Source organism: Croceivirga radicis (assembly GCF_002072105.2).
GTDB lineage: Bacteria > Bacteroidota > Bacteroidia > Flavobacteriales > Flavobacteriaceae > Croceivirga > Croceivirga radicis.
This window is the reverse complement of record NZ_MTBC01000007.1, coordinates 144,018-169,786: the sequence shown is the minus strand read 5'-3', so window position 1 is coordinate 169,786 and position 25,769 is coordinate 144,018. Positions and strand designations below refer to the sequence as shown.

27 protein-coding genes are annotated in these 25,769 nt (G+C 35.8%); 16 read left to right on the top strand and 11 right to left on the bottom strand.

Annotated elements, in window-relative coordinates:
- Window positions 1–43 precede the first annotated feature (43 nt).
- Window positions 44–1,645: a bacillithiol biosynthesis cysteine-adding enzyme BshC gene (bshC, locus tag BUL40_RS11555; protein WP_080319389.1), complete on the top strand. Its 1,602-nt coding sequence runs from the start codon at window positions 44–46 to the stop codon at window positions 1,643–1,645.
- On the opposite strand, the gene BUL40_RS11550 is transcribed toward bshC, so the two are convergent.
- Together BUL40_RS11550 and pgmB are read right to left on the bottom strand one after the other, a co-directional pair.
- Window positions 1,634–2,173, bottom strand: coding sequence for a pyridoxamine 5'-phosphate oxidase family protein (locus BUL40_RS11550; protein WP_080319388.1), 540 nt, complete (start codon window positions 2,171–2,173; stop codon window positions 1,634–1,636). The two genes, bshC and BUL40_RS11550, sit on opposite strands and share 12 nt — an antisense overlap.
- Window positions 2,174–2,567: 394 nt before the next feature.
- Window positions 2,568–3,227 carry a beta-phosphoglucomutase gene (pgmB, locus tag BUL40_RS11545; protein WP_080319387.1) on the bottom strand — a complete coding sequence of 220 codons (660 nt, stop codon included), beginning with the start codon at window positions 3,225–3,227 and terminating at the stop codon, window positions 2,568–2,570.
- Window positions 3,228–3,449: 222 nt separating this feature from the next.
- On the opposite strand from pgmB, the gene guaA reads away from it, so the two are divergent.
- Genes guaA through BUL40_RS11525 form a run of 4 tightly spaced genes read left to right on the top strand, consistent with a single transcriptional unit; the run spans window position 3,450 to window position 8,077 of the window.
- A complete protein-coding gene (guaA, locus tag BUL40_RS11540) occupies window positions 3,450–4,982 on the top strand; it encodes a glutamine-hydrolyzing GMP synthase (protein ID WP_080319386.1) in 1,533 nt (510 codons plus the stop codon).
- On the top strand, window positions 4,982–7,132 hold the full coding sequence (locus tag BUL40_RS11535) for an amino acid ABC transporter substrate-binding protein (RefSeq protein ID WP_244901868.1): 2,151 nt from the start codon (window positions 4,982–4,984) through the stop codon (window positions 7,130–7,132). The genes guaA and BUL40_RS11535 overlap by 1 nt, the downstream gene beginning before the upstream one ends.
- Before the next feature lies 1 nt (window position 7,133).
- On the top strand, window positions 7,134–7,550 hold the full coding sequence (locus BUL40_RS11530) for an OsmC family protein (protein ID WP_010520062.1): 417 nt from the start codon (window positions 7,134–7,136) through the stop codon (window positions 7,548–7,550).
- Window positions 7,529–8,077, top strand: a complete 549-nt coding sequence (locus BUL40_RS11525; RefSeq protein WP_080319384.1) for a DUF922 domain-containing protein — start codon at window positions 7,529–7,531, stop codon at window positions 8,075–8,077. Before BUL40_RS11530 ends, BUL40_RS11525 begins: the two co-directional genes overlap by 22 nt.
- A gap of 25 nt (window positions 8,078–8,102) precedes the next feature.
- Here BUL40_RS11525 and BUL40_RS11520 read toward each other — a convergent pair whose 3' ends face one another.
- From BUL40_RS11520 to BUL40_RS11505, 4 genes are all read right to left on the bottom strand, one after another.
- On the bottom strand, window positions 8,103–8,654 hold the full coding sequence (locus BUL40_RS11520; RefSeq protein WP_010520064.1) for an HNH endonuclease: 552 nt from the start codon (window positions 8,652–8,654) through the stop codon (window positions 8,103–8,105).
- A 239-nt stretch (window positions 8,655–8,893) separates the two neighbouring features.
- Entirely contained in the window at window positions 8,894–10,480 is a 1,587-nt protein-coding gene (locus tag BUL40_RS11515; protein WP_080319383.1) for a family 20 glycosylhydrolase, read from the bottom strand.
- Between the two features lie 9 nt (window positions 10,481–10,489).
- A complete protein-coding gene (locus tag BUL40_RS11510) occupies window positions 10,490–11,131 on the bottom strand; it encodes an SGNH/GDSL hydrolase family protein (protein ID WP_080319382.1) in 642 nt (213 codons plus the stop codon).
- A gap of 112 nt (window positions 11,132–11,243) precedes the next feature.
- On the bottom strand, window positions 11,244–12,119 hold the full coding sequence (locus tag BUL40_RS11505) for an alpha/beta hydrolase (RefSeq protein WP_080319381.1): 876 nt from the start codon (window positions 12,117–12,119) through the stop codon (window positions 11,244–11,246).
- Between the two features lie 119 nt (window positions 12,120–12,238).
- On the opposite strand from BUL40_RS11505, the gene mazG reads away from it, so the two are divergent.
- From mazG to BUL40_RS11480, 5 genes are read left to right on the top strand one after another with little or no spacing between them, the layout of a single operon-like run.
- Window positions 12,239–13,024: a nucleoside triphosphate pyrophosphohydrolase gene (gene mazG, locus BUL40_RS11500; RefSeq protein WP_080319380.1), complete on the top strand. Its 786-nt coding sequence runs from the start codon at window positions 12,239–12,241 to the stop codon at window positions 13,022–13,024.
- A 13-nt stretch (window positions 13,025–13,037) separates the two neighbouring features.
- Window positions 13,038–14,414, top strand: coding sequence for an MATE family efflux transporter (locus BUL40_RS11495; RefSeq protein ID WP_080319379.1), 1,377 nt, complete (start codon window positions 13,038–13,040; stop codon window positions 14,412–14,414).
- Window positions 14,415–14,447: 33 nt separating this feature from the next.
- On the top strand, window positions 14,448–14,675 hold the full coding sequence (locus BUL40_RS11490) for a hypothetical protein (RefSeq protein ID WP_010520070.1): 228 nt from the start codon (window positions 14,448–14,450) through the stop codon (window positions 14,673–14,675).
- A gap of 4 nt (window positions 14,676–14,679) precedes the next feature.
- The gene (locus BUL40_RS11485; RefSeq protein ID WP_080319378.1) at window positions 14,680–15,246 is read left to right on the top strand and encodes a phosphatase PAP2 family protein; all 567 of its coding nucleotides are present in this window, start codon (window positions 14,680–14,682) and stop codon (window positions 15,244–15,246) included.
- On the top strand, window positions 15,243–16,901 hold the full coding sequence (locus tag BUL40_RS11480; RefSeq protein WP_080319377.1) for an ArnT family glycosyltransferase: 1,659 nt from the start codon (window positions 15,243–15,245) through the stop codon (window positions 16,899–16,901). Before BUL40_RS11485 ends, BUL40_RS11480 begins: the two co-directional genes overlap by 4 nt.
- Here BUL40_RS11480 and BUL40_RS11475 read toward each other — a convergent pair.
- From BUL40_RS11475 to meaB, 3 genes are read right to left on the bottom strand one after another with little or no spacing between them, the layout of a single operon-like run.
- Window positions 16,893–17,774, bottom strand: a complete 882-nt coding sequence (locus tag BUL40_RS11475; RefSeq protein ID WP_080319376.1) for a lysylphosphatidylglycerol synthase transmembrane domain-containing protein — start codon at window positions 17,772–17,774, stop codon at window positions 16,893–16,895. The two genes, BUL40_RS11480 and BUL40_RS11475, sit on opposite strands and share 9 nt — an antisense overlap.
- A complete protein-coding gene (locus BUL40_RS11470) occupies window positions 17,755–18,717 on the bottom strand; it encodes a glycosyltransferase family 2 protein (RefSeq protein ID WP_080319375.1) in 963 nt (320 codons plus the stop codon). The genes BUL40_RS11475 and BUL40_RS11470 overlap by 20 nt, the downstream gene beginning before the upstream one ends.
- Before the next feature lie 38 nt (window positions 18,718–18,755).
- A complete protein-coding gene (gene meaB, locus BUL40_RS11465; protein WP_080319374.1) occupies window positions 18,756–19,802 on the bottom strand; it encodes a methylmalonyl Co-A mutase-associated GTPase MeaB in 1,047 nt (348 codons plus the stop codon).
- Between the two features lie 157 nt (window positions 19,803–19,959).
- Here meaB and BUL40_RS11460 point away from each other — a divergent pair, with 157 nt between their 5' ends.
- The 4 genes from BUL40_RS11460 (at window position 19,960) to BUL40_RS15765 (ending at window position 23,066) form a co-directional block, all read left to right on the top strand.
- On the top strand, window positions 19,960–20,385 hold the full coding sequence (locus BUL40_RS11460) for an Ohr family peroxiredoxin (RefSeq protein ID WP_080319373.1): 426 nt from the start codon (window positions 19,960–19,962) through the stop codon (window positions 20,383–20,385).
- Window positions 20,386–20,517: 132 nt separating this feature from the next.
- A complete protein-coding gene (locus BUL40_RS11455) occupies window positions 20,518–21,057 on the top strand; it encodes an RNA polymerase sigma factor (protein ID WP_080319372.1) in 540 nt (179 codons plus the stop codon).
- Window positions 21,041–21,628 carry a hypothetical protein gene (locus BUL40_RS11450; protein ID WP_080319371.1) on the top strand — a complete coding sequence of 196 codons (588 nt, stop codon included), beginning with the start codon at window positions 21,041–21,043 and terminating at the stop codon, window positions 21,626–21,628. The genes BUL40_RS11455 and BUL40_RS11450 overlap by 17 nt, the downstream gene beginning before the upstream one ends.
- Complete coding sequence (locus tag BUL40_RS15765; protein ID WP_080319370.1) at window positions 21,606–23,066, top strand: hypothetical protein; 1,461 nt, start codon at window positions 21,606–21,608, stop codon at window positions 23,064–23,066. The genes BUL40_RS11450 and BUL40_RS15765 overlap by 23 nt, the downstream gene beginning before the upstream one ends.
- Before the next feature lie 5 nt (window positions 23,067–23,071).
- On the opposite strand, the gene msrA is transcribed toward BUL40_RS15765, so the two are convergent.
- Together msrA and BUL40_RS11435 are read right to left on the bottom strand one after the other, a co-directional pair.
- Window positions 23,072–23,758, bottom strand: coding sequence for a peptide-methionine (S)-S-oxide reductase MsrA (msrA, locus tag BUL40_RS11440; RefSeq protein ID WP_080319369.1), 687 nt, complete (start codon window positions 23,756–23,758; stop codon window positions 23,072–23,074).
- A 44-nt stretch (window positions 23,759–23,802) separates the two neighbouring features.
- On the bottom strand, window positions 23,803–24,486 hold the full coding sequence (locus tag BUL40_RS11435; RefSeq protein WP_080319368.1) for a metal-dependent hydrolase: 684 nt from the start codon (window positions 24,484–24,486) through the stop codon (window positions 23,803–23,805).
- An 83-nt stretch (window positions 24,487–24,569) separates the two neighbouring features.
- Here BUL40_RS11435 and BUL40_RS11430 point away from each other — a divergent pair, with 83 nt between their 5' ends.
- Together BUL40_RS11430 and BUL40_RS11425 are read left to right on the top strand one after the other, a co-directional pair.
- A complete protein-coding gene (locus BUL40_RS11430) occupies window positions 24,570–25,235 on the top strand; it encodes a peptidoglycan DD-metalloendopeptidase family protein (RefSeq protein WP_080319367.1) in 666 nt (221 codons plus the stop codon).
- A 183-nt stretch (window positions 25,236–25,418) separates the two neighbouring features.
- Window positions 25,419–25,646 (top strand): hypothetical protein, encoded by a 228-nt coding sequence (locus BUL40_RS11425; protein WP_010520083.1) that lies wholly within the window; start codon window positions 25,419–25,421, stop codon window positions 25,644–25,646.
- Window positions 25,647–25,769: the final 123 nt, after the last annotated feature.

Here is a 25,769-nt window from a genome sequence, read left to right as displayed (position 1 = left end):
TTTTTAAGAAACTTATCTTTAACCCAATTTTTTGCGCTTTTTCATGGATGTAGATTGTATTCCTTATAAAGAAACCGGATATTTTTCTAGGTTAATTCTAGATTATTTAGAACAGAATCAAAAGTTAAAACCATTTTACGGTCGTTTTCCGGGATTAGAAAATCTAAAGGAACAGATACAAGAAAAAGCAAAATCATTTCCACTAGAGAACAGGGCTATATTGGTTAAGGCGCTAGAAAATCAATATCAGGGTTTTTCTACTTCGGAACTTACCAAACAGCATGTAGCAAGTTTAAAAGATACAAATACGTTTACCATAGTAACCGGGCATCAACTTAATCTATTTACAGGGCCTCTGTATTTTCTCTATAAAATAATAGCAACCATTAATCTGGCGGAAACTTTAAAGAAGGAAAATCCAGAATATAATTTTGTGCCAATTTATTGGATGGCGACAGAAGATCATGATTTTGACGAAATAAACTTTTTCAACTTTAAAGGCAAAAAAATACAATGGAACAGACAAGCCTCGGGAGCTGTAGGTAGATTGCAAACTGATGGATTATCTGATGTATATGAGGTGATAGACGCCCAAATGGGTTCTTTGGAGCGTGCACAACAATTAAAAGAGCTGTTTAAAACGGCCTATTTGGAGCAGGATAATCTAACAAATGCCACCCGATATTTGGTAAACACTCTTTTTAAGCAGTATGGATTGGTAATAGTGGATGGGGACGATGCTGATTTGAAAAAACTTTTGGTGCCTTTTATGAAGGCCGATATTATTGATCAAAAACCACACGCTATAGTATCTGAGACCATAAATAACTTAAACGAAGCTTGTGAAGACTATAAAATTCAAGTAAACCCTAGAGAGATAAATTATTTCTACCTCAAGGACAATCTACGGGAAAGGATTGTACAGAGAGGAGATGATTATTACGTGAACGATTCGGATATAAAATTTACCAAAGCAGCACTATTGCAAGAAATGGAGGTACATCCAGAACGTTTTTCACCCAACGTAATAGCTAGGCCACTATACCAAGAAGTAATTTTGCCTAATCTCTGTTATATTGGTGGGGGAGGGGAGTTGGCTTACTGGCTTCAGTTAAAACAATATTTTAAAGCCTTGCAGGTTCCATTTCCTGTTTTGTTGCTGCGTAATTCAGTTTTAATGATTACTAGCAAAGAAGAAAAGAAATTAAAACAAATGGACCTTACTATTGAAGATTTGTTCTTAAAACAAAGCAGATTAATCAATAAGAAAGTAAGAAAGATATCTAATATCGATATAGATTTTACGCCACAAAAAAACACCTTGGAAGCACAGTTTAAAGCCCTTTATGAGTTGGCGAAACAAACCGATGCTTCTTTTCTAGGAGCGGTGAAGGCACAAGAAGTGAAACAAAAAAAAGGACTGGATAATTTAGAAAAACGTTTATTAAAGGCTCAAAAACGAAAACTAAAGGATCAAATAATTCGCTTGACCGAACTACAAAACCAATTATTCCCTAATTATTCTTTGCAAGAAAGACAACTCAATTTTTCTGAAATGTATTTAGAATATGGTACGGAGTTAATTCCAATTTTAAAGGAAAAATTGAATCCACTTTGTTCGGAATTTTTGGTGTTACGGGATTAGAAACTGTTCTTCCCACCAGTCTTGTTTAGTAAATAAAATTCTTTGATGTTGTGGCTTTTCCAGTTTTAGATATTCTATACGTTCTGTTTCAATTTCAATTTGACAGAAAAAATTACGATTAGATAAATAATCTACAATTTCGTTAGGCTCTTTACTGCTGCCAGGAGCTTTTTGGGTGGTGTAATCCTTTTTTGCATTATCAGATAAAGAGGTCCAAACATTATGTAACGCCTTTGTGTCCGTAATGATTTTTGCATTACCTGTAAATACTAATTGTAATTTTTTATCAGGATGATAAAATAGTGCGGATATTGCGGAGTTGTTTCTTAATTGCTCCACCTTAGCAGAGCGTTTGTCCGTGTAGAAAATTGGTTTGTATTCACTCTTAAAACCTCTTAATACCACTGTTCTTTGCTTTGGTGTTGAACCTTCAATACTACTACACACAAAATAATTAAACGGATGACCATGATTGTCCAAGGCACTTTTAAATTCCCTTTTTATTTCAGCTAAATAAATATTGCTCATTTTTTAAATAAAATTTATACACGATTTAGTAGTGGGTAATGTGCTAATTAAATTACCTAAATTTAAAATTAAACCATCAATATCTATTATTTCCCAACAGCGAAGTTAAATGCAAATAAACGTTTATGCCATTGAGTTCCCTAGTATTGTCTTGTCTATCTAAATCTTCCTAAAATAGGTAGACATGACTAAAGTTACTAGGCTTAATAATTTTTTTAAGTTTCTAGGTAGGGTATAATCTGTTTTAGTTGTTATACTATAAAAATTGCTAGGAAAAAGTTTTAAAACATATTTAGATGAATTTATAATTCATGTATTTAGGTTGGTTTTGATTTTAAATTAAAAAGCCCCGGAGTGGTTCCCGGGGCTTTTGCTATCTAAAAAGACATTTATTTTAGAATAATTCTTTAAAATGTGATTTTACTTCAAAAAGAGTGGCTTCTTTCATGGAGCTAAAACAAACATCTGCATGGCCAACCCTATCTTTTGGTCCAATACCAACACTAAAGAAACCTCCTGCTTTGGCTGCATCTACACCGCTTTCTGCATCTTCGTAAACAATACATTCTGCTGGTTTTAGGTCTAGTTTTTCTGCTCCAAATAGAAAAATATCTGGTGCAGGTTTGCTCTTGCTTACACTATTGCCGTCTCCAATTACATCAAAGTATTTGGTGGCATTTAATTGCTGTAGCACTTTTGTAGAGTTTTTACTGGCACTGCCAAGTGCAACTTTAAAGCCTTCTTGTCTTAAGTGGGTTAAAAGTTCTCTTGCACCCGGTAAATAATCCTCAGTGGTTATTTGGTCCAAGCTCGCAACATAAATATCATTCTTTTTGGTTGCAAGTGCCGCCACTTCGTCCTCAGGTAAACTTACCGTATTGTGTTCCATTATAATTCCTATGGAATCCATTCTAGAGACACCTCTAAGTTTTTCGTTTACATCACGGTCAAACTGCCAACCCATGTCGTCTGCCAATGCTTTCCACGCAAGGAAGTGTAATTCGGCGGTGTCGGTAATAACACCATCCAAATCAAAAATAAATCCTTTAATCATTTTGATATTTGGTTTGAGACGCAAAGAAAACTCTAAAATTGTTAAGAAAAAAACTACATAAGGTTAATTAGTACGTAAAAATAGAACCGCGTTTAATGGCATCAGTATAAAATTGCTTTAGTTTGCATAAGATAACTTATTGTAAATAAGTGTTTTTTAAAAGATGTATTAAATATCCTTAAAAGGTACTTTTGGTACTCTATCAATTTGCTATTTTTGCCCATGCATAATCAAGTTTTAATCCTAGATTTTGGTTCCCAGTATACTCAGTTAATCGCAAGACGCGTTAGGGAACTTAATATTTACTCAGAAATTAAACCGTACAACAATCCTCCGGAAGATTTATCTGCTTACCAGGCAGTTATTTTATCTGGTTCGCCGCATTCCGTAAGGTCAGAACAAGCGCCGCATCCAGACCTATCTGCTATAAAAGGTAAAAAACCGCTTTTAGGTATTTGTTATGGGGCACAGTATCTGGCACATTTTAATGGTGGTAACGTAGCTCCTTCCGCTACACGAGAATATGGCAGGGCACATTTGAGTAACTTTAAGGCAAACGAACCATTTTTAGAAGGCATAAAAGAGGGTACCCAAGTATGGATGAGCCATAGCGATACGATTAAGGTATTACCAGAAGGTGCGGAGTTATTGGCCAGTACGGAAGACGTGGAGAATGCCGCTTTTAAACTGAAAGACGAAAAAACATATGCTATTCAATTTCACCCAGAAGTATACCACACAACAGAGGGTAGTAAATTGTTGAAAAACTTTTTGGTAAATATTGCAGGTTTAAAGCAAGACTGGACCCCTGCTGCCTTTGTAGAGGAAACCGTAGACGAATTAAAAGAAAAGATAGGTAAAGACCGGGTTATTCTAGGGCTTTCAGGAGGAGTAGATTCTAGTGTTGCGGCTATGTTGTTGCACAAAGCTATTGGTAACCAGTTGTATTGCATTTTTGTAAATAACGGATTGTTGCGTAAAAATGAATACGAACAAGTGTTGGAGCAATATAAGGGAATGGGACTTAACGTTAAGGGTGTTGATGCTTCGGCACGTTTTTTGGATGCCCTTAAGGGAGAATCGGACCCAGAAGGAAAGAGAAAGATAATAGGTAAGGTTTTTATAGACGTTTTTGATGACGAATCCCAACAGGTAGAAAATGCTACTTGGTTGGCACAGGGAACCATTTATCCAGATAGGATAGAGTCTGTTTCGGCAAGTGGAGGGCCTTCGGTTACCATAAAAAGCCATCATAATGTAGGCGGCTTACCAGACTATATGAAGTTAAAAATAGTAGAGCCATTGCACCTTCTTTTTAAAGATGAGGTTAGGCGGGTAGGAAAAAGTCTTGGCATGCCAGATAATATTTTGGGTAGGCATCCTTTTCCGGGTCCAGGTCTTGGAATTCGTATTTTGGGAGATATAACCCCAGAAAAGGTACGAATGCTGCAAGAGGTAGACGCTATTTTTATAGAAGGTCTTAAAAAACATGGCCTGTATGATAAGGTGTGGCAGGCCGGAGCCATGCTTTTACCCGTAAATAGTGTAGGGGTAATGGGAGACGAACGTACGTATGAGAAATGTGTAGCTTTAAGAGCGGTAGAAAGTACGGATGGCATGACAGCGGATTGGGTAAATCTACCGTATGAGTTTTTACAGAAAATTTCTAATGAGATTATAAATAAAGTAAAAGGTGTAAATAGAGTAGTTTATGATATAAGCTCTAAACCACCAGCAACAATAGAATGGGAATAATGGTTAAAAAAGTAATTTTTTCAATTTTATCTTTTGGTTTTTTCTTTTTGGGCTTGCTTACGTTGCAGGCGCAACAAAAATATACCACGCATGCGGTAGAAAAAGGAGAGACTTTATATAGTATTGCCAAAAAATATAAGGTAACACCTGCTTCTATACTTAAGCAAAATCCAGAGATAAAAAACAAAGAAGAAATAAAGCCCAATACCATTTTGGTAATTTCTTTGAGCGGTGCAACCCAGGTTACGGATAGTAAAAATTTAACTGATAACAAGGTAGAGCAAGAAGTAAAGCCAATTGGTTACACAAGGCATAAAGTACGTAAAAAGGAAACCCTTTTTGGAATTACCCAAGAATATAAAATTACAGAAGATCAGCTTAAACGCTACAATAAAAGATTGTATGCAGAACCCTTGCAAAAGGGTATGGTATTGCAAATTCCAAAGTATGCAGAGGTTGTAGAAGATGAAGAAACTGATATAGCGTTTTTAACCTATACCGTACAACCTAAAGAAACTAGATGGAGTATTGCCAATAAATACGGGATAACTATTGATAGCCTTCTGAGTTTAAATCCAGAATTACCTAAGAATACGGCTTATCTTTCTGTAGGCCAAACCTTGAAGTTACCAAGACCTAAAGGGGATAGTTTAAAAGAACAACAAGTTGGTTTGTTTGAGTCGTATACCGTACCTAAATCTATTGGTATTTTTAGAATTAGCCAAAATTATGGTATCTCTGTGGATTCTGTTATTACCTTAAATCCGGAAATAAAAGAATTAGGAGGCTTAAAAGAAGGTATGGTACTTAGATTACCTAAAAAGCAGCCTACTAAGGGCGTGGTCAATACGGATAATTATATATTTTATCAGGTAAAACCAAAGCAGACGGTTTTTAACCTAACCCAAAATCTTAAGATAAGTAGAGATTCCTTATTCGCTTTAAACCCAGAATTAGAAAACGGTCTAAAAGCAGGTATGGTGTTAAAATTACCAAGACTAAAAGAAAATCAGTTACAGGTTAAAAATGCCTTGGTAATAGATCAGATTAACTTGTTAGATAGTATAAAAGTGGAGAACAAGCCCAATCTAATGTTCTTGTTGCCATTTAGAATTGACCGTATCGATTTTAATAATACTTCGCAAACAGAGAACCAGTTAACCAAGCGTAAAGACATGTCTATTGCCATGGGTATGTATACTGGTGCCATGGTGGCCATAGATTCCATGAAACGAAGAGGTATATCTGTAAATGTAAAGGTTTTTGATACCGAAATGAGCGAGGAGAAGGTAAGGTCTATTATGGAAACACAATCGCTTTATGGTATAGATGCTATTGTAGGACCAATCGCCCCAAAATTAATTAGTACGGTGGCTGCAACGGCATCTCAGTCCAATGTGCCTGTAATTGTTCCTTTTGCTTCAGATAACGATTTGAATTTTAATAATGTCTTTTACACTGTACCACACGATTCTATTTTGCGGAATCGTATATTGGAAAAGGTAGCAGAAATGCGCAAAGACGAACAAATAATTGTGATTGCAGATGCCAAGCACAATACGGCAAAAGAAGCCATCATCAAAAAGTTTCCAAAAGCTAGGGTGGCTAAAATGAGTAAAGATGGTTCCCTGCACCTAGTAGACTTTAAAGCTATGCTTTCTAAATACGTGCCTAATTGGGTTTTTGTAGAAACAGAAGACGATAATCTAGCCGCAAGTTTAGTATCCATAGTAAACTCTTCTAACCTTAACGATGCTATTGGTCCTAAAATAAAGGTGAAAATGTTTACTACTAATTACAATAATGCATTCGAAGGGGAGGACATTTCAAGGCCTCATCTAGGAAATTTAGAATTTACGTTTCCGTCTCCTTATAAGATTAATGGTGATAGGACATTTTCAAGAGCATATGAAAAAATGTATGGTATTGAACCAGACCGCTATGCGGTTAGGGGGTATGATATTACAATGGATCTGCTGTTAAAATTAGCCTACAAGAAAAACTTATTTGAAACGGCTAAATTTATTGGTCAAACAGAGTATTCTGGTAATAAGTTTGATTATTATAACAAGTTTACCGCAGGTTACTTTAATAAAGCTACTTACCTTTTAGAATATAATGATGACTTGTATATAAAAGAAGTAAAATAATATGATAACCTCTAAAGTAACATACACAGGACAACTTAGGACTACTTGCGAGCATATTAGAAGTGGTGCCACATTTGTAACAGATGCGCCAGTAGATAACAATGGATTGGGCGAAGCTTTTTCTCCAACCGATACGGTTGCTACCGGTTTGGCAAGTTGTATGTTAACCATGATGGGTATAAAATCCAAGACACTAGATGCTACTTTAGAAGGTGCCTATGCAGAGGTTACCAAGCACATGGCTGCAAATCCAAGAAGGATAAGCCAAATAGACGTAGTACTTTACTTGCCAGAACAGACAACAAAAAAGGAGCGTAGTATTTTAGAGCATACCGCAAATACCTGCCCTGTATTGTATAGTTTGCATCCAGATATTACTAAAGCCATTACTTTTAAATGGGTTTTGGAATCAAAATAGTAGTATTTCTATTTTTTCTTAGTTCTTTCTGGCTTAGAGGACAAGAGTATAAAAATGCTTTGGTTTGGCAGAAAGAAAAAAGGTTAACTTGGGAAGATTTTAAAGGAGCCGTTCCAAAAGATGCCGACCCTGCCGCTACAACGGCTAGTGGCATTAGTTATGAATACACGGCCAATATGTGGTACCACGAAGTAAAGGTAAACATAACCATTACCGCCTATTTTTACCCAACAGAATCTTGGTATAGACCAGAATTAGCCAATAACCATGTTTTGCAGCATGAACAACTACATTTTGATATTACGGAACTACATGCCCGTAAAATGAAATTTGAAGTATCTAGAACTACTTTTACGGAAAACGTCAAAGAAGAAATAAATAAAATTTATCGAAAAACCTTAAAAGAACTTAAGGAAATGCAAGAGCGTTATGACTGGGAAACCAGTTTCTCTAGAAATGCCAAGGCACAACAAAAATGGCAACAAAGAATTTCTGAAGCTCTGGAGCGCCTAGCCGCACAGCCATAACGTTCTGCAATAAAAAATAAATTTTTTAGTACTCCGTTACGGATCCCCAGTTTTCTCCACTTTTAATACGGTACAGTTGCATCTCAGAAATCCCAAATTGCTTGGCAATCATTTTCATTCTGGTTCTGCGGTTAGGGTCGTTGATTTTTCTTTTAATCAACTTTACCTTGGCCTCTGTTAACTTGGCGTATGTTCTTTTACGTGGTTTGTTAAGGTACTCCGGATTGGTAAACTGGTGTTTCTCCTTTTCTTCTTTGGTAGCCCATTTTAAATTTTCTACCCGGTTATCTTTCTTGTCATAATTCAAATGAATTACATACTGATCACCTTCTTTTTTCTCTAAGAAATGTTCTGCTACCAATTTGTGTACATACCTACTGGTAGATTTTCCGTTTTTCTCTTGTTTTAGAGGTAGGTTTTGGTATCCGTTAATAAAAGATTCCGTTACTAAAAATTCTTTTTCTCCCTTACAGTTGATTACTCTTCCGTAATTTGAAATCTTGAATTTAGCATCTTTGGAAATTTTTTCATCGAACTGGACATCCTTCCATTCCTCATTCCAATAATTCCTAATCATTAGCTATCGTGTATTAGTATTTTGTGTATCACTGTGTAAATCCCCCACAAAAACTAGGGGAAAAGTACAAAAAAAATGGGTTTTTTGGGAGATAGTCGGATAAAATGTCGACTTAATTCGTTGAAAATTAAATAAATAATCCCAAAAAAGTAAGTTTTAGCTTACTTTTTTGGGATTTATACTACAAATAAGCGTCCTATTTACAGTGTTTTACTTGTAGTTTCTGAACTTAGTCTTATTTAATTCCATGGAATTTTAGCAGAAGGGTAGTAGTTTACCTTTTCTTTTTCTAGAAAACTTTGATGGCCTACCAATCTTTTAGTATAATCTTCCCAATTTCTGTTTTTTTGAACACTCCAGCCTAATTCTGAATAACCAATAACTCTAGGAAACGCTAAATATTCAAGTTCTTCTAAGTTGCTTATGGTCTCTGACCACAAAGGAGCTTCAATTCCTAAAATATCATCTTTGTCCAATTCTTCTATATAGGTTTCTGGATTCCATTGATATGCACTATCAACGGGAATAAGTCCGGCCCACGTCAATCCAAGCTTAGTATCGTTATCGTATTTCATGTCTAGGTACATTTTTTTACCTGGACTTAAAATTATTTTAGAGCCATTTTTAACGGCTTCTAATGAGTGGTGTACTTCTTTCCACAATTGATGTACTGAATTTGGTGAAATATTTGCTTGTGAAATTTCATTCCAACCTATAACATTTTTCCCGTGCTTTTCAACTATTGCTTCTACCCGTTCTACAAAGTATAGATAATCCTTTTTGGTCGTAGCAAAAGTTTCGTCACCACCAATATGAAAATATTTACTCGGAGAAATTGCGGCAATCTCACCAATCACGTCGTCCAAGAAACTATAAACAGTATCTTTTCTAACGTCAAAAGAGCTATAACCTACTAGCATATCTGTGCGTACCCTAGGTGTTTTTGCCCTACCATTGGCGTCATGTAAAAATGGATAACTTAAAGAAGCGGCGTTGGTGTGTCCCGGCAAGTCTACTTCTGGTATAATTTCAATATGCCTATCTGCGGCATAAGCAACAAGCGCTTTAAAGTCTTCTTGTGTATAAAAGCCACCTTCTCCACCACCAACTTCAGACGCTCCGCCAATTTCTGTAAGTTTAGGCCAACTTTTAATTTCTATACGCCAACCTTGATCATCTGTTAGGTGCATATGAAACTTGTTAAACTTGTAGTACGCCAAAAGGTCAATATATTTTTTTACTTCGTCTACCGTAAAAAAGTGTCTGGCCACATCTAACATGGCACCACGATAACTAAAGTTTGGCTCATCTAAAATTTTACCAGAAGGTATAACCCACATAGGTTTACTAGAAAGGGTATCATTACTTTTTTCTGGAATTAATTGTCTCAATGTTTGAATACCCCTAAAAGCACCAGCCGCATTTTTGGCGTTTAAAATAATAGAGTCGTTTTTGATATACAATTCATATGCTTCTGGAGATGTTAGCGGTAGACTATCTGTTTGGTTTATAAATATCATTCTAGTTGCGCTTTCTTCCCTAGAAGTGTTCACCGGTACATCTAAATTTATCTGATGCTTAATCTTTTCAGCTAGGTATTTGCCTACATTTTCAAATCCTTTTACGGTTTGGTTGGTATAGATAACCGTACTACTATCCAAACCAAAGCCAGAGTTGGTTGGTATTACTTTTAGTGGTTTGGGTATTATGGTATTAATTGCTAAATCTGTCTGTGGATAGTTTATTATCTCTTTTTTTTCTTCGCATGCGGAAAAAGCAATAATCACTAAAAATAGTGCTACAGTTTTTAAAAAATTGTTTTTCATTGTTGGTTGTTATTTAATCAATGGCTTAAGTTGATAATACCAGATATCGTATCCCATTTTATTCATATGTAGGCCGTCTGCTATAAACAAATTGGTACGTAATTTTTTTCCATCTAGCATGGCATACCAGACATCTGCATAATCTATGTATTGTTCTTTTTGCGCCAGCTTTTCTAATTTCCTGTTTAACCTCTTGTATTTACTCCTTAGTTTCCAACGGCTTATGCTTGGTTTGGCAGAGATTAATACAATATTGGTTTCTGGATTATCCTTTTTAATCTTTTGGATTATTTCTTGTAGCGTACCCAAGATTTCTTTGGGTCTTTTTTTTGCGGAAATATCATTGTCGCCTTCGTAAATAAATACGGTTTTAGGCTTATATTTTAATACGAGGTCATCCAAAAAGTAGAGCAGGTCAGATGCTTGAGAACCACCAAAGCCTGTATTTAGTACTTGTTGGTCTGGAAATCTTTCTTGTAAATCTTTCCACATGCGTATGCTAGAGCTTCCGGTAAACACAATGGTAGATTCCTTTTGGTTCCAGATAGAATCGTTATGGGCAGTTATTGTTTTTACCTCATTTTCAAATCCAGCTTGTGCCGCTACCATTTGGCCAAATAAAAAAAGAAGTATGGATATCCTATACAGCATATTACAAAATTAAAACCTATGAAATTACGAAGAATTTAGGCTCTTGGTTGTTAGGTGTGGCATCTTAAATAAACTTTAACAGAGACACCTATAGCAAGCTAAGGCAATAAGTTTAATTGGTTACTAATTTTTCGCTCAACGCCCATTCATAGAAGCGCAAAATCCAATTATCAGAGGGTAAACCTTGTTTTCGCATCCCAAAGCCGTGTCCGCCTTTAGCATACATATGCAAGGCTACATTTTTTTTAGCCTCAAGATAAGTATTGTAAAGTTCAATAGTACCGGGAGCCAATTGTAAGGGATCGTCCGTGGCACAAATTAACAACATAGGTGGGGCATCTTGCTTAGGCGGTTTAGCAGGCATAACGGTAGACCAATAATAAACTGGTACTAGAAAGTTTGGTTTGTTTGCTTCTGTATAGTTTTGGCTAATACCAACAGTAACTGCGCCTCCGGCAGAAAACCCCATGAAACCTATTTTATCCGGATTTACATCATACGTATCGGCATGCGCGCGTACATGAGCAATAGCATTTAAACCATCTTCTATGGAAAACGGAATTACTTTGGCTACTTCTTCCCCAATTTTTTGAGGATTGGTTTGGGATAGTGTTGTAATTTCTTGTATTCCATCTTCGCCCGTGGGTACCAATCTATATTGCAAAACAAAAGCAGGGATGCCTTTTTCTGCCAACCACTTTGCAACCATGTTTCCTTCACTTTCTATACTTAAACCGTATAACCCGCCTCCAGGTGCAACAATAACAGCTGTACCTGTATTTAAAGTGCTGTCTGTTGGTTTAAAAACCTCCATAATAGGTTTAGAAACGTTGGTGATTACCTCTGTTTGCCATATAGAGGAATAATAAGCTTTTGAATCTCCTTGATACGTAACGGGTGGTTGTTTGGTTATTGGCAATTCTATAATTTCTTGGGCTTGTAAATGAAATAAAGCCAATGTGAAGAAGATAAATAGTTTAGTTTTCATAAGGATTCAGTTTTTTAAATATATAAAATATAATGACTACCCGCTTATTGGATTTAAACCGAGATTTAGAGGATAATCCGTTCTACAAATCGTAGCTTTGAAAGCTGAATTTTTTAAGGATGAATACAAGAGAACAACAACTACAGGCAATAGACCGGCTTTTGACCATTATGGACGAGTTGCGAGAGCAATGCCCATGGGATAAAAAGCAAACCCTACAGACCCTTAGGCATTTAACCATTGAGGAGACCTATGAGTTGGGCGATGCTATTTTGGACAATGATTTGGAAGAAGTAAAAAAAGAGCTTGGGGACTTGTTGTTGCATATTGTTTTTTATGCCAAGATAGGATCAGAAACAAATGACTTTGATATTGCCGATGTAGCTAATGGTATTTGTGAGAAACTCATAAATAGGCATCCGCATATTTACGGAGATATTAATGTAGAAAATGAGGAAGATGTAAAGCGTAATTGGGAAAACCTAAAACTAAAAGAAGGAAAAAAAAGTGTTTTACAAGGGGTTCCCAACAGTTTGCCAGCGTTGGTAAAGGCCAATAGAATTCAAGATAAGGTTGCGGGTGTAGGTTTTGACTGGGAACAACCAGAACAAGTATTTCAAAAAGTTGAAGAAGAACTAGCGGAATTACAAGAAGAGCTAACCAACAATAACCAAGATAAAATAGAGGCCGAGTTTGGAGATGTTTTGTTTTCCATGGTTAATTACGCCCGTTTTTTAAAAATTAATCCTGAAAATGCCTTGGAACGTACCAATAAAAAATTTATTGGAAGATTTCAATATTTAGAGAAGAAAGCAAAAGAAAATGGTAAGGCCTTACAAGACATGACTCTAAAAGAAATGGATATATTTTGGGAGGAAGCTAAAAAAATAGGGTCTTCTAACTAACCTAGGATAATTCATGGAGCAATTTACAAAGGAGTTTGTATATAATTTAAAATTAGCAGCACCGGTTGTATTAGGTATGTTGGGCCACACGTTTGTGGCTTTTGCAGATAATGTAATGGTTGGCCAATTAGGAACGGCAGAGCTTGCGGCCGTGTCTTTGGGCAATAGTCTGGTTCTTATTTTTATGTACGTAGGTATTGGTTTTTCTACTGCAATTACCCCCTTAGTAGCAGAGGCAGATGGCGCCAAGGACGATAATAGGGCCAAACAGCTATTTAAACATGGGCTAATAATTTGTGTAGCAATTGGCTTGGTCATGTTTACATTAATTATGCTTACCAAAGGCGTATTGTACCATATGCAACAGCCACCAGAGGTGGTAGCGTTGGCCATGCCCTACATTAATTTGGTAGCTGCTTCTATGGTTCCCATGATTATTTTTCAGGCATTTAAACAGTTTGCAGATGGCTTTTCGCAAACAAAGTACCCTATGGTTGCTACTATTTTAAGTAATGTGGTAAACGTGGTGTTAAACTATTTGTTCATTTTTGGAACTTTTGGTTTTCCAAAAATGGGAATACTGGGTGCGGCAATAGGTACTTTAGTTTCTAGGTTCTTTATGGTTTTCTTTTTGTGGTATATGTTGTATTCCAAACCAAAGTTTAAGCCTTATATGCAAAACTTAAAGTTTAGTATAATAGAGTCTAAGATTATAAAAAAAATTATCGACTTGGGTTTTCCTTCTGCCTTACAAGTTTTCTTTGAAGTAGGAATATTTACATCTGCAGTTTGGTTAAGTGGCGTATTGGGTAAAAATGCACAAGCCGCAAACCAAATTGCATTAAACCTGAGTAGTATGACATATATGGTGGGTATAGGCCTTAGCGTGGCAGCAATGGTAAGGGTAGGAAATCAAAAAGGACTAAATAACTTTAAAGAACTACAAAGAATTGCTACCTCCGTATTTCTTCTTACTCTAATTATAGAGATTGTTTTTGCCGTATTTTTCTTAGTATTTAATAATTGGTTGCCAACCATTTATTTGGATGTAGACGATGTTGTAAATAAAACAGATAACCTAGTGGTAATTACCTTGGCTGCAAAACTATTGATAGTGGCTGCATTTTTTCAGATTTCAGACGGTATACAAGTAGTGGTCCTTGGTGCCCTAAGAGGGTTGCAAGACGTGAAAATACCTACGGCAATTACGTTTGTGGCCTATTGGCTGGTTGGGTTCCCCGTTTCCTATTTTTTAGGTTTGTATACGGAATATGAAAGTACTGGAATCTGGATAGGATTGCTCTCCGGGCTTACCGTTTCTGCGGTATTGTTGTATATTCGATTTAAATATTTGACCAATAAACTTATAGCAAATACAGCACTTGTTTAGTGCTTAATTGCAAATTAAATAACACTAAAGATTATGGAACTACCTAAATTTCTTTTGGGCGATAATACGGATTTTCCGGATGCGATTTACATTGTTCATACAGAGTATCCAAGATTCATCATAAATCTTGAGAACGATGAAGTAGAATGGTTAGAGGAGTTTTCAAGAGAAGACGAAGAGGAGCTGGCCACTGAAGCAGAAAGATTGATAGAAGAGGCTACGGCATTTTACGATAGGGAAGTAGGTAGGTACGAAGATTAGTTAGGTGAACGAAATAATTACCTTAGATAAAGAAGTTTTCCTGTTCTTGAACAATTTAGGTTCAGAAACATGGGATGGCTTCTGGATGTTTATCACCAACAAATGGGGTTCAATTCCATTGTACATATTATTATTAATCTTTTCTTTTCGCCAATTAGGTTTAAAAAAAACAGGCGTATTGTTGGTATGCATAGCTTTGCTAATAACTGCTACCGATCAATTGGCAAATGCATTTAAATATGGTTTTGAACGCTTGCGTCCTTGCCATGATTTATCGGTAAACAATAGTATGAGATTGGTAAAGTCTTATTGTGGTGGTAAATTTGGCTATTTCTCCGCGCATGCCGCTAATGCTATGGCAGTGGCTGTATTTTTTGCACTGCTATTTAATAGAAGAATACCATTTTTGCCTTTACTATTGCTTATTTGGGCCCTAATGGTAGGTTACAGTAGAATATATATAGGAGTTCATTTTCCAGGAGATGTATTAACTGGTTTTCTTATGGGAGCGGCCCTGGGTAGCATTTTCTATGCTTTATTTAAGGTGGTACTCCAAAAATTAAAAGTATGATTTCTAACAGGAGATATTGGTTTTTAATAGCGCTTATCTGTTTAGTCTATTTAGCAGGTACTTTTGTAACCTTATTTGAGAACGATTCTGCCCAATTTGCGGTAATGGCAATGCGCATGGTTCAAGAAAACGATTTTTTAAGTTTGTTCAAAGGACCCAATGAATATTTAGATAAGCCACATATGCATTATTGGTTGGCGGCCTTCTCTTTTAAGGTTTTTGGTATAAATCAGTGGGCTTATCGTTTACCGGGATTATTAGCAACTTTATTAGCAGCGTATAGTGCTTATGGTCTTGGAACCTTATTATACCACAAAAACGTGGGTAAGTTTGCTGCATTAATTTTCATGACCTGCCAAACTATAGTTTTAAGTGCAATAGATGTTAGAACCGATGCGGTGTTAACAGGGTTTACAATTTTTTCCATTTGGCAATTGGCAACTTATATAGAGAAAGAACAATTATATAATCTATTATTGGGTGCTTTTGGAGCTGGTTTGGCATTTTCTACCAAAGGTCAAATAGCATTAGTGGTAATAGGGCTTTGTGTTTTATGCCATTTAGCATACACTAGAAAGTGGAATCTTTTGGCCAACTACAAGGTAATCCTTGCGATTTTGGTTTTTGCTGTTACCATTACTCCAATGTTGTATGCTTATTATCATCAATTTGATCTGCATCCGGAAAAGGTAATTAGAGGAAGAAACAATAGGAGCGGAATCTTTTTTATTTTTTGGGAACAGAGTTTTGAAAGGATGAGTGGCGAAGGGATAGGAAAAAATAGCAGTGATTTTTTCTTCTTTTTCCATACTTTTTTATGGGTGTTTTTACCTTGGTCCGTTCTAGCTTTGGTAGGCTATTTCTGGCGAGCTCAGTCGTTTATTAAAATGCGGTTTGTATATCATAAGGGTTTTGAGTTCTTAACGTTTGGCGGAATTTCGTTTATTTTTCTTCTAATAAGTTTTGCCCAATTTAAACTACCGCATTACATGAACATTATGATGCCGTTGTATGCAGTTTTAACAGCATCTTATGTTTACAGCTTACACAAATACACAAAGATTAAAGTTATAAAAACACTTCTTGGCATACAGTATTTTATTTTGAGTATTGTTTTTATTGCGGTATGTCTAATATGTTTTCACGTGTTCAAATTCAATTATTGGTATAATTATGTTGTGTTATTGTCTGGGCTTGGATTAATCGTGTATTTCTGTTTAAAACAAGAACCGTATTATGTTAGACTGGTTACTATATCTGTTTACGCTTCCTTATTAATAAATGGTGTACTTAACCTTCATTTCTATCCAGAGTTATTAAAGTATCAAGCAGGTTCTACCATGGCCCAAAAAATTGAGAAGGGAAATATAGATGTAAATAATATTTATAAGTTTAATGAAGATTATACTTGGGGCTTGGATTTCTACAATAAAAAACCAGTAAAAATTACCACCTTATCAGGTTTGGCAGCTTTGAACAATCCTTGGGTCTATGCCACGGACAAGGACTTAGAAATTTTAGAACAAGCAGGGTTTAAATGGGACCAACAATTAACAGTAGACCAATTTAGAATTACTAGGTTGCAAGGTAAATTCCTAAACCCCAATACAAGGGATAAGGTTGTCAATAAAAGGCATTTGGTACATTTATACTAGGGTAGAAGTGCGCTCTAGTTTTGGTTTTTTAAAATGATAATAGATACCAGAAAGGGAAACCAAAGCGGAAATCAAGAAGAACAAAAAACTAATTCCTATAGAAATGTTTGGTTCTAAATTTAACCATTTAGCACCGTATAAAAAGGTTACTTCTCTGCTACCCACACCGCCTATTGTTAAGGGGATTACCGAAACAATGGAAGATACCATGAAAACAAAAAGGTATTCGGTTACAGAACTGGTAATACCCAATGCCAGTAGTAATAGGAATACGCATAGCAACTGTATAGCTTGCAACAAAGCAGAATAGCCAAATGATGCCCAAAATGCAGCAAGGGTATAACTAAAAAATTGTTTTGCAACTAAATAAAATAATACCACGCCTATAGGTATAGCCAATAAAAAAAGATATTTGAAAGTTGAGAAAAGCTTATTGTCTATAAAAAAGGCCAATAGAAGTGCATAAATAAGTATAAGCAACATACCACTTAACCTATCCAGTAAGAGAACGGCAACTAGGCGTTTGGTGCTAACTTTAAAACGCTTTTTTAAAACGTAACCCTTATAGGCATCTCCACCAATACCGCCCGGTAAAAACAGATTGTAAAACATGCCTAGTAAGTACAACTTAAAATTACTCCTATGGCTTAATGGTACTTCAATAGCATGTAAATATAGATTAAGACGCAGGGCATTAAAATACTTGGATAGGATAAATAAACCTAGCGCCAAAGAGAGATAGCCCAGGTGGGCCTTTTTAATAGTAGTGATAACCGTATTGTAATCTATTTTGGTGAAAATAAAATAGAGTAGGGCTATACTAACGACAATTTTTAGCGCCGTAGTAGCTATTTTACGATACTTTTTGGTCACCTATGGAAATTTTCTTGATGCGATAAGGTCTTTTGGATTGTGACTCATAATAGGTTCTTATTAGCAATTCCATTACTATACCAATGGTAAATAATTGAATTCCGCCTAGAATAAACATCATACCAAACATAAGTAAGGGCCTGGTGCCAATGTCTTGGCCAAATCCAAACTTAACAATTAACAGATAGGATTCTATAAAAACACCCAAGATGATAAGTAGAACACCAAAAATTCCAAAGAGGTGTATTGGACGCTGAAAGTACTTACGGATAAAAAGTAGCAACATCATATCTGCCACAACCTTAAAAACACGTTCTAGACCGTATTTTGAAACTCCAGCATGCCTGGCGTGGTGTTTTACGGGTACCTGTTTAATTTGCGCCCCTTCTAAATGTGCTAACAGGGTTATAAAACGGTGCATTTCGCCATATAGATTAAGACCCTTCGCAATTTCTTTGGTAAATACTTTTAGTGCACAGCCATTGTCTTTAATATCTAACTTGGTAACACGCCTCACCAGAAAATTAGCTATTTTAGAAGGTATTTTTTTTACTAGGGAATCTTTCCTCTTTTGTCTTATTCCTGTTACTAAATCGTATTCTTCTGTAATAGCACTAGATAACATGTTAGGTATATCGCTGGGGTCGTTTTGCAAATCGCCATCCATGGTTATTATATAATCCCCGTTGGCATAATCTATACCTGCAGCCAATGCCAAACTTTGGCCGTAATTCTTTTTTAATTCAATTAGGGCAACTTTTTGGTCGTTCAAGTCTTTTACAACCTTTTTGGTTTGATCTGTAGAAAAGTCATCTACATATACAATTTCATAGTTATAACCCACTAAGGCTTCATGAATTTTATGTGTTAGTAGCGTTACATTATCTTCTTCGTTATAAAGTGGAACAACTATAGAAAGAAAAGAATTGGTTACCGGTTGCATGGGTATAATTTAAATCGCCGCAAATTTAGGCTTTTTAATTAAGGTGTGTAGCTAATCTGCTTTACCAATTCTATGGCCGCACTATAAGGAGCAATTTTATTATTGTCAATTTGATTTAAATACTTAGCTATTCTTTTTTGGTTATCCGGTTTTAGTAGAATACTATCTAGGATATTGTTTTTAACCGTACTTAAAAACCACTCCTTATTCTGGTCTATTCTTTTAGCAAAGAATGAATTGTTCTCTTTGGTGAAAAGAACATAGTCAAATATTAATTTGGCTATTTCCTGTATTCCGGTTTTTTCAAGAGCAGAACAGCTAAGCACTTTTGGAGACCAACCGTTTGCTTTTGGAGGGTATAGGTGTAAAGCACGTTTAAAAGAATTCATGGCCGTGGAAACCATATTAAGATTATCACCATCTGCTTTGGTTATTACTAAGCCATCTGCCATTTCCATGATGCCACGTTTTATACCCTGTAACTCATCCCCGGCACCGGCCAACTTAAGAAGTAGAAAAAAGTCTACCATACCATGCACAGCCGTTTCAGATTGGCCTACACCAACAGTTTCCACCAAAATAATATCGTAACCAGCAGTTTCACATAATAAAATACTTTCTTTTGTTTTTTTGGTAACACCACCCAAAGAGTCGTTTGCAGGAGAGGGGCGTATAAAGGCGTTTTTGGCTTTGGCAAGTTGTTCCATACGTGTTTTGTCTCCTAGAATACTACCTTTGGTTACAGAACTAGTAGGGTCTACCGCTAAAACAGCAACTTTATGTCCTTTCTGTATAAGATGCATACCAAAAGTTTCTATAAACGTACTTTTACCTACACCGGGTACGCCGGTTATACCAATACGGATGCTATTGTGTTCTGTGGTAATACATTTTTGTATTAATGCTTGTGCCTGTTCTTGTTGGTTGTGGTTATTACTTTCTATGAGTGTTATTGCCCTAGCCAAATCTATTGTGTCGCCAGCTTTTAAACCATCAAACAGCTCTTGTGCCGTATAGGATCGGGTACCGGTAAAATTTTTACCTCGTTTTAAATTGGGGTTTATATAATCTTTCTTTTTAGACACCTAGGTTTGTATTAATGGGTATACTTGGGTAAAGTTACACATAGCTGGGCAATTCAGTTGCTAGTGTATTGGTTACAGTTTTCACAAATATTTAATATTGCTAATTATGAGATGCTATTAGCAAGCCTTACCTTAAAACTTTAAATAAAAAATACATATGAAAACAATATTTGAAACCTTTGCTACGAACGAAGGTGGTAGAGCCGGTCATGTAGTTAGTGATAATGGTGCCATAGATTTGGATATAAGAATGCCAAACGCAAAAGGCGAACAAGAAGCAGGCACTACAAATCCAGAACAATTATTTGCAGCAGCATATGCTTCTTGCTATGCTGGTGCCGTACAAGCCGTTGCTGGTCAGCAGGGGCATAAAGATTTAGGCGATTTTATTGTAAAGAGCACGGTTAGCCTTAACAAAGACGAAGATGGTTTTTTTATAGAGGTTATCCTAGATACGTATTTGCCTACTCTAAGTAAGGAACAAGGAGAAGAAGTAGTTAACCTAGCGCATGAAATGTGCCCGTATAGTAAAGCTACTAGAGACAATATTACTGTGCATCTAAATTTATTGATGGACGAGTAATAGGCTTTAAATCATTATATTATAATCCTGCTAGTGTATATTGGCAGGATTTTTTTTTGATAAATACCCACTTCTTGCCACATTCCTGTTTTTCAATCGTCTTTAAAACAAACAAACAACAGACCAACCGTTTTGCAATTAGAATTAATAGAAAAATGTAAAAACAATAATAGAAGCGCACAATTGCAGCTGTACAAGAAATATTGTGACGGTATGTTCTGTGTGGCCATGCGTTTTCTTAAAAATGCGGACGATGCAGAAGATGTATTACAAGAGGCATTTATTAAAGCTTTTCAACGTATAGAACAGTACAAAGGTGATGTTACGTTTGGCGCTTGGCTTAAAAAGATAGTGGTTAACAGGAGTATTGATTTTTTAAAGGCAAAACGAAACAATACCATAGCGTTAGATGAAAGCTATATGCATGTTGCGGATACAGATGATTGGAACGTGGCTTCTAATGTCACCACCCATCAGGTAAAAGAAACAATGGAAGAGTTGCCAGAGAATTACCAATATGTAGTTAAGTTGTTTTTGTTGGAAGGTTATGACCATTCAGAAATAGCAGAGATATTGGATATCTCAGAAACCGCTTCTAGAACTAGGTTGTTAAGAGGAAAAAATAAATTAAAAGAATTGCTTAAAGCGAAATATTATGGCACAGGATCTTAGGGAGATGTTCCAAAAAGAACGAGAAATTCAAAAATTTAAGCTTAAAGAAGGGCATCAAGAACGTTTTCTAGATAAACTAGATAGCGCTTTGCCAACTAACAATAAAAAGAAAACAACAATAATTTACTGGCTTGGTATAGCCGCTACTTTAGTGATAGCGTTAACGGCAGGCTTGTTTTTGTTTAACAAGGAAAAACCTATTACCGCTACTAAAACCGTAATAAATGCCAAAACCCATACGGAAAATGACAATGGGATTTCTCTAGGCGATTTATCTCCAGACTTACAAAAGATTGAAACTTACTATGTGGGGAATATAAATTATGAACTTTCTAAACTTGAGGTTTCAAATGAAAATAAAGAGGTGGTAGATGGCTATATGGAGCAGTTGGCCCAATTGGACCATGAATACAAAGAATTAAATGTGGAATTGAACAATTACGGACCAAATGAAGACACCATTTCCGCTTTAATACAAAACCTACAATTGCGTTTGCAACTATTGCAAAAGCTTAAATCAAAATTAAATCAATTAAAATCATCAGAAAATGAACAGTCAACTATTATTTAAAACGTGCACGGCCCTACTATTTTGTTGGAGTCTGCAGGCACAAGAATCCAAAACCTACACTGAAACTTTTTCGGTAGGGGAGCAAACGGAATTGGAACTTAATACATCTTATACCGATATTGAGTTTGAATCTTGGAATAAAGATAAAGTGGAAATTACCGCTATTGTTACCTTAGAAGGAGCAACGGCAGAAGAAGCAGAAGATTATTTTAACAGTGAACCATTTACCATAATGGGAAATAGCAAACGAATTGAAATTAACAGTAAGTCTGGTAATTCTTGGAATTTTGTAACTAGGCACACTGATGACGATTTTCATATAGATGTAGAACCTTTGTTCTTAGATTTGGAAATACCAGATTTACCTGAGGTAGCAGCTATTGTGGCCACTGTTCCAGAAATGCCAATACCTCCAGCACCCCCGATGCCCCCTATGCCAGAAAAGTCTTTTGATTACGGTAAGTTTAAAGCTGAGGGAGAGAAGTATTTGAAAGAATGGTCTAAAGAATTTCAAAAAAGCTTTGATAAAGAGTATGAAAAAAAGATGGAGGACTGGGGCAAAAAAGTAGAGGAGCAAGCAAAAAAGTGGGAAGAGAAGCATGCCAAAGCCATAGAGAAGCGAGCAGAAGCTATGGAAAAACGTGCAGAAGCCATTGAGGAACGCCAAGAAGAGATAGAAAAAAAGGTGGAGCAACGTGCTAAAATGATAGAAGAACAACAAGAGCGCAGACAGGAAGCCATGGAAAAAAGAATGGTAATTAGAAACCAACGTTTTGGTAACGGTGATGATACCAATATCTTTTTCTATTCTAACGATGGTAATACCAAAAAATATAAGGTTAAAAAGACACTTAAAATAAAACTACCAAAATCCGTAAAGCTAAAAATGAATGTTAAACATGGTGAGGTAAAATTGGCAGACCTAACTAAAAATTTACAAGCAAACTTGCGCTACGCAAGTTTGCTTGCTAATACAATAGAAGGTAGTAACACATTTATAGATGCTTCTTACACTCCTGTTTCTGTTGTTAATTGGAACGTAGGCAAATTGCAAACAAACTATTCGGACAAAGTGCAATTGGCTACGGTTAAAGAATTGGGCTTGAGTTTAAATTCTTCTAAAGTAACCATAGGTAGTTTAGATAGTAAGGCACATGTAACCAATAATTTGGGTGATTTAAATATTGCCCAACTAGGCATTGGGTTTAAAACATTAGATGTTACCGTACAAAATGGTGAACTGCTTTGCAAGCTGCCTAAAGATGCGGTATCTGTATACATAAATGGTACCCAATCAGACATTGAATATCCTAAAGTATTGACGATGGAGCGTACCAAAAATTTCAATACTACCGTTTGCAAAGGTTATAAGAACTCTGATTCTAGTGGAAAATCTATCAACATTAATGCAAAATACAGCACTATTGTTTTAGACTAATACTATTAATGTTCCAAATCTTCTTTTAAATAGTCTTTAAAGTTAGCTTTGAACCTATTTAGTCTAGGAACAGAAACTGCTTTTATGTAAGAATGGTTTGGATTTCTCTTTTCAAAATCCTGGTGGTAATCTTCTGCCGGCCAAAATTTTTCAAAAGGTTCTACTTGTGTTACAATTTCATCGTCCCCATACACATCTTCAGAAACTAAAAGAGTTATATAATCCTGTATGGTCTTCTTTTCTTTTTCGTTCTTGTAAAAAGCAATAGAACGGTATTGGGCTCCTTTGTCTGGCCCTTGGCGATTTACAGTAGTTGGGTCATGAGAACCAAAGAAAACTTGTACCAATGCAAAATATGATATGACTTCTGGGTCGTAATAGACTTCTACTGCTTCTGCATGTCTTGTTCTTCCGTAAGACACATCCTCATAGCTAGGGTTCTTCTCGCTACCGCCGCTATAACCAGAAACAACTTCTTTAACACCCTTAACACTTTCAAAAATGGCCTCAACACACCAAAAGCAACCACTTGCAAAATAGGCCGTCTCATATGCACTTAAATCTTGTGTGGTTTCGTTTTTGGTTTCTTTTGTATTTTGTATAACCTTACCTGTATCTAGCTGTTGGCTTTTTGTATTTCCTTTGCAAGAAACCATAGCAATGAAGGCTACCAATAAAATGTAGTTTTTCATAGTTTTCTTTTTTTAGTTGAAAAGGTCCATTAAAGCTTACAACTTTAGATTAAAATACTTTCTCCTATTTCAGGTAACAGTAGTTTTTTTCCAGAATTATCAAAATGTTGTTGTGCTTTATCCAAATCAATTTTAATAGGAGGGAAGGTGTTGTAATGACAACCTAGAACCGTATTACACTGAACAAAATCTGCGGCAATAGATGCATCTTCAAACCCCATGGTAAAATTATCCCCAATAGGTAAAATGGCAAGGTCAAGAGGAGGGCAGGTCTCTGGTATAAGTTTCATATCCATGGTTAAAGCAGTATCTCCTGCAAAATATACTGTTTTGTCTAAGGCAGTAAGCACAAAGCCTCCAGGGTTACCACCATAAGAACCATCTGGTAAGATACTAGAATGTATGGCACTTACGTATTTAAGGGTTCCAAAGTCAAAGGTGAATTTACCACCATGGTTCATAGGATGCCCATTTAAGCCTTTTTCTCCATACCACTGTATTATCTCGTAATTAGAAATTAGTTTTGCCTCCGGATTGTTTTTGGCAATGGTTTCCACATCTAATACATGGTCTTGATGGCCATGGGTAATCAAAATGTAATCCGCTTTTAATTTGTTCACATCTATATGTGATGCAAGTTCATTGGCAGATATAAAAGGGTCTATTAGTAAAACGGTGTTATCTATTTCTATTTGAAAGGAGGCGTGTCCTAAAAATGTTATTCTCATGTCTGTTTGTTTGTAGTGTTTATAGGAAAGGTAGCAAAAACTAATAATTTTGCCGAAAGTTGACTTTACATTAGCTATTATTTATGAATTCTTTTACAAACTTAGTTAAGGGGTTGCCTCCAATTCAATTATTTCAAGATCCTATACACCAACGTAATTATGTGCCATTAGACTTATCTGTCCACAATCCAGATTTAAAGCAATTAAATATTTCTAACGCGAATGATTGCCAGCGGTACGTGGACCTAATTGCCAATAACAATTGCAATATTCCATATGGAGGTTATCTAGAAAAACGAAATTTATACGGTAGTTCGGATAGATTTAACAATACCGAAATTAGAAATATTCATTTGGGTATCGATTTTTGGCTACCGGAACAAACTGTGGTTTTGGCACCTTTAAAGGGTAAGGTGCACAGCTTTGCGAATAACGCTGATTTTGGTAATTATGGACCTACCATTATTTTAGAACACAATATAAATGGTTTTACCTTTTATACACTCTATGGGCATTTAAGCTTAGATAGTATAGATACGCTATTTGTAGGGCAAGAATTTAATCAGGGCAGCTTCTTGGCTAGACTAGGTGCAACGGAAATAAATGTAGGCTACGCACCTCATTTGCATTTTCAAGTAATTTTAGACATACAAACGTATACTGGAGATTATCCTGGTGTGTGTTCAAATACAAATCTTGATTTTTATAAAGACAATTGCCCAAACCCTAATTTACTATTGAAGTTATAATTTCTTATCGATTAAGTGCATGCTGATTCGGTAACAGGAACAAGGATTAATTTACCGTTATCGATACTTTTTTACCGTTAATCCGTTTGGGTGCATTTAAACGATTAATCCAGTGCCAATGCCGATTTAACTTAAGTGTCTTTTAATCTGATGCTAGTTTTACAGTGTAAAATAATCAAAGACATGAAAGCAATAGTAACCTTTATCTTCATCATCTTAATTGGAAATGTAGCCATGGCACAATCTGATAAAAAGGTAGAAGTTAAGCCTCAAGGTGTTCAATTGAACATTAAGGTTAACAAGACAGAGGTTAAGGCAACAGAGGTTGCAAGATTGTACATGTTTAAAAATTCTAGAATTAAAAAAGAATTGTCTTTTAAGACTAAGAAAAGTAACGCCAAATTAGCTTAATATGAATTTTATATGGACTGTGATTTTGGTGGTATTTAGTTTAGTTTTCTTAATGGGTGCGTGTTCTTTGGTTTGCAAAGAATGCAGATTAAGAAAAAAATTAAGACTTGTAAAAATTAAAAA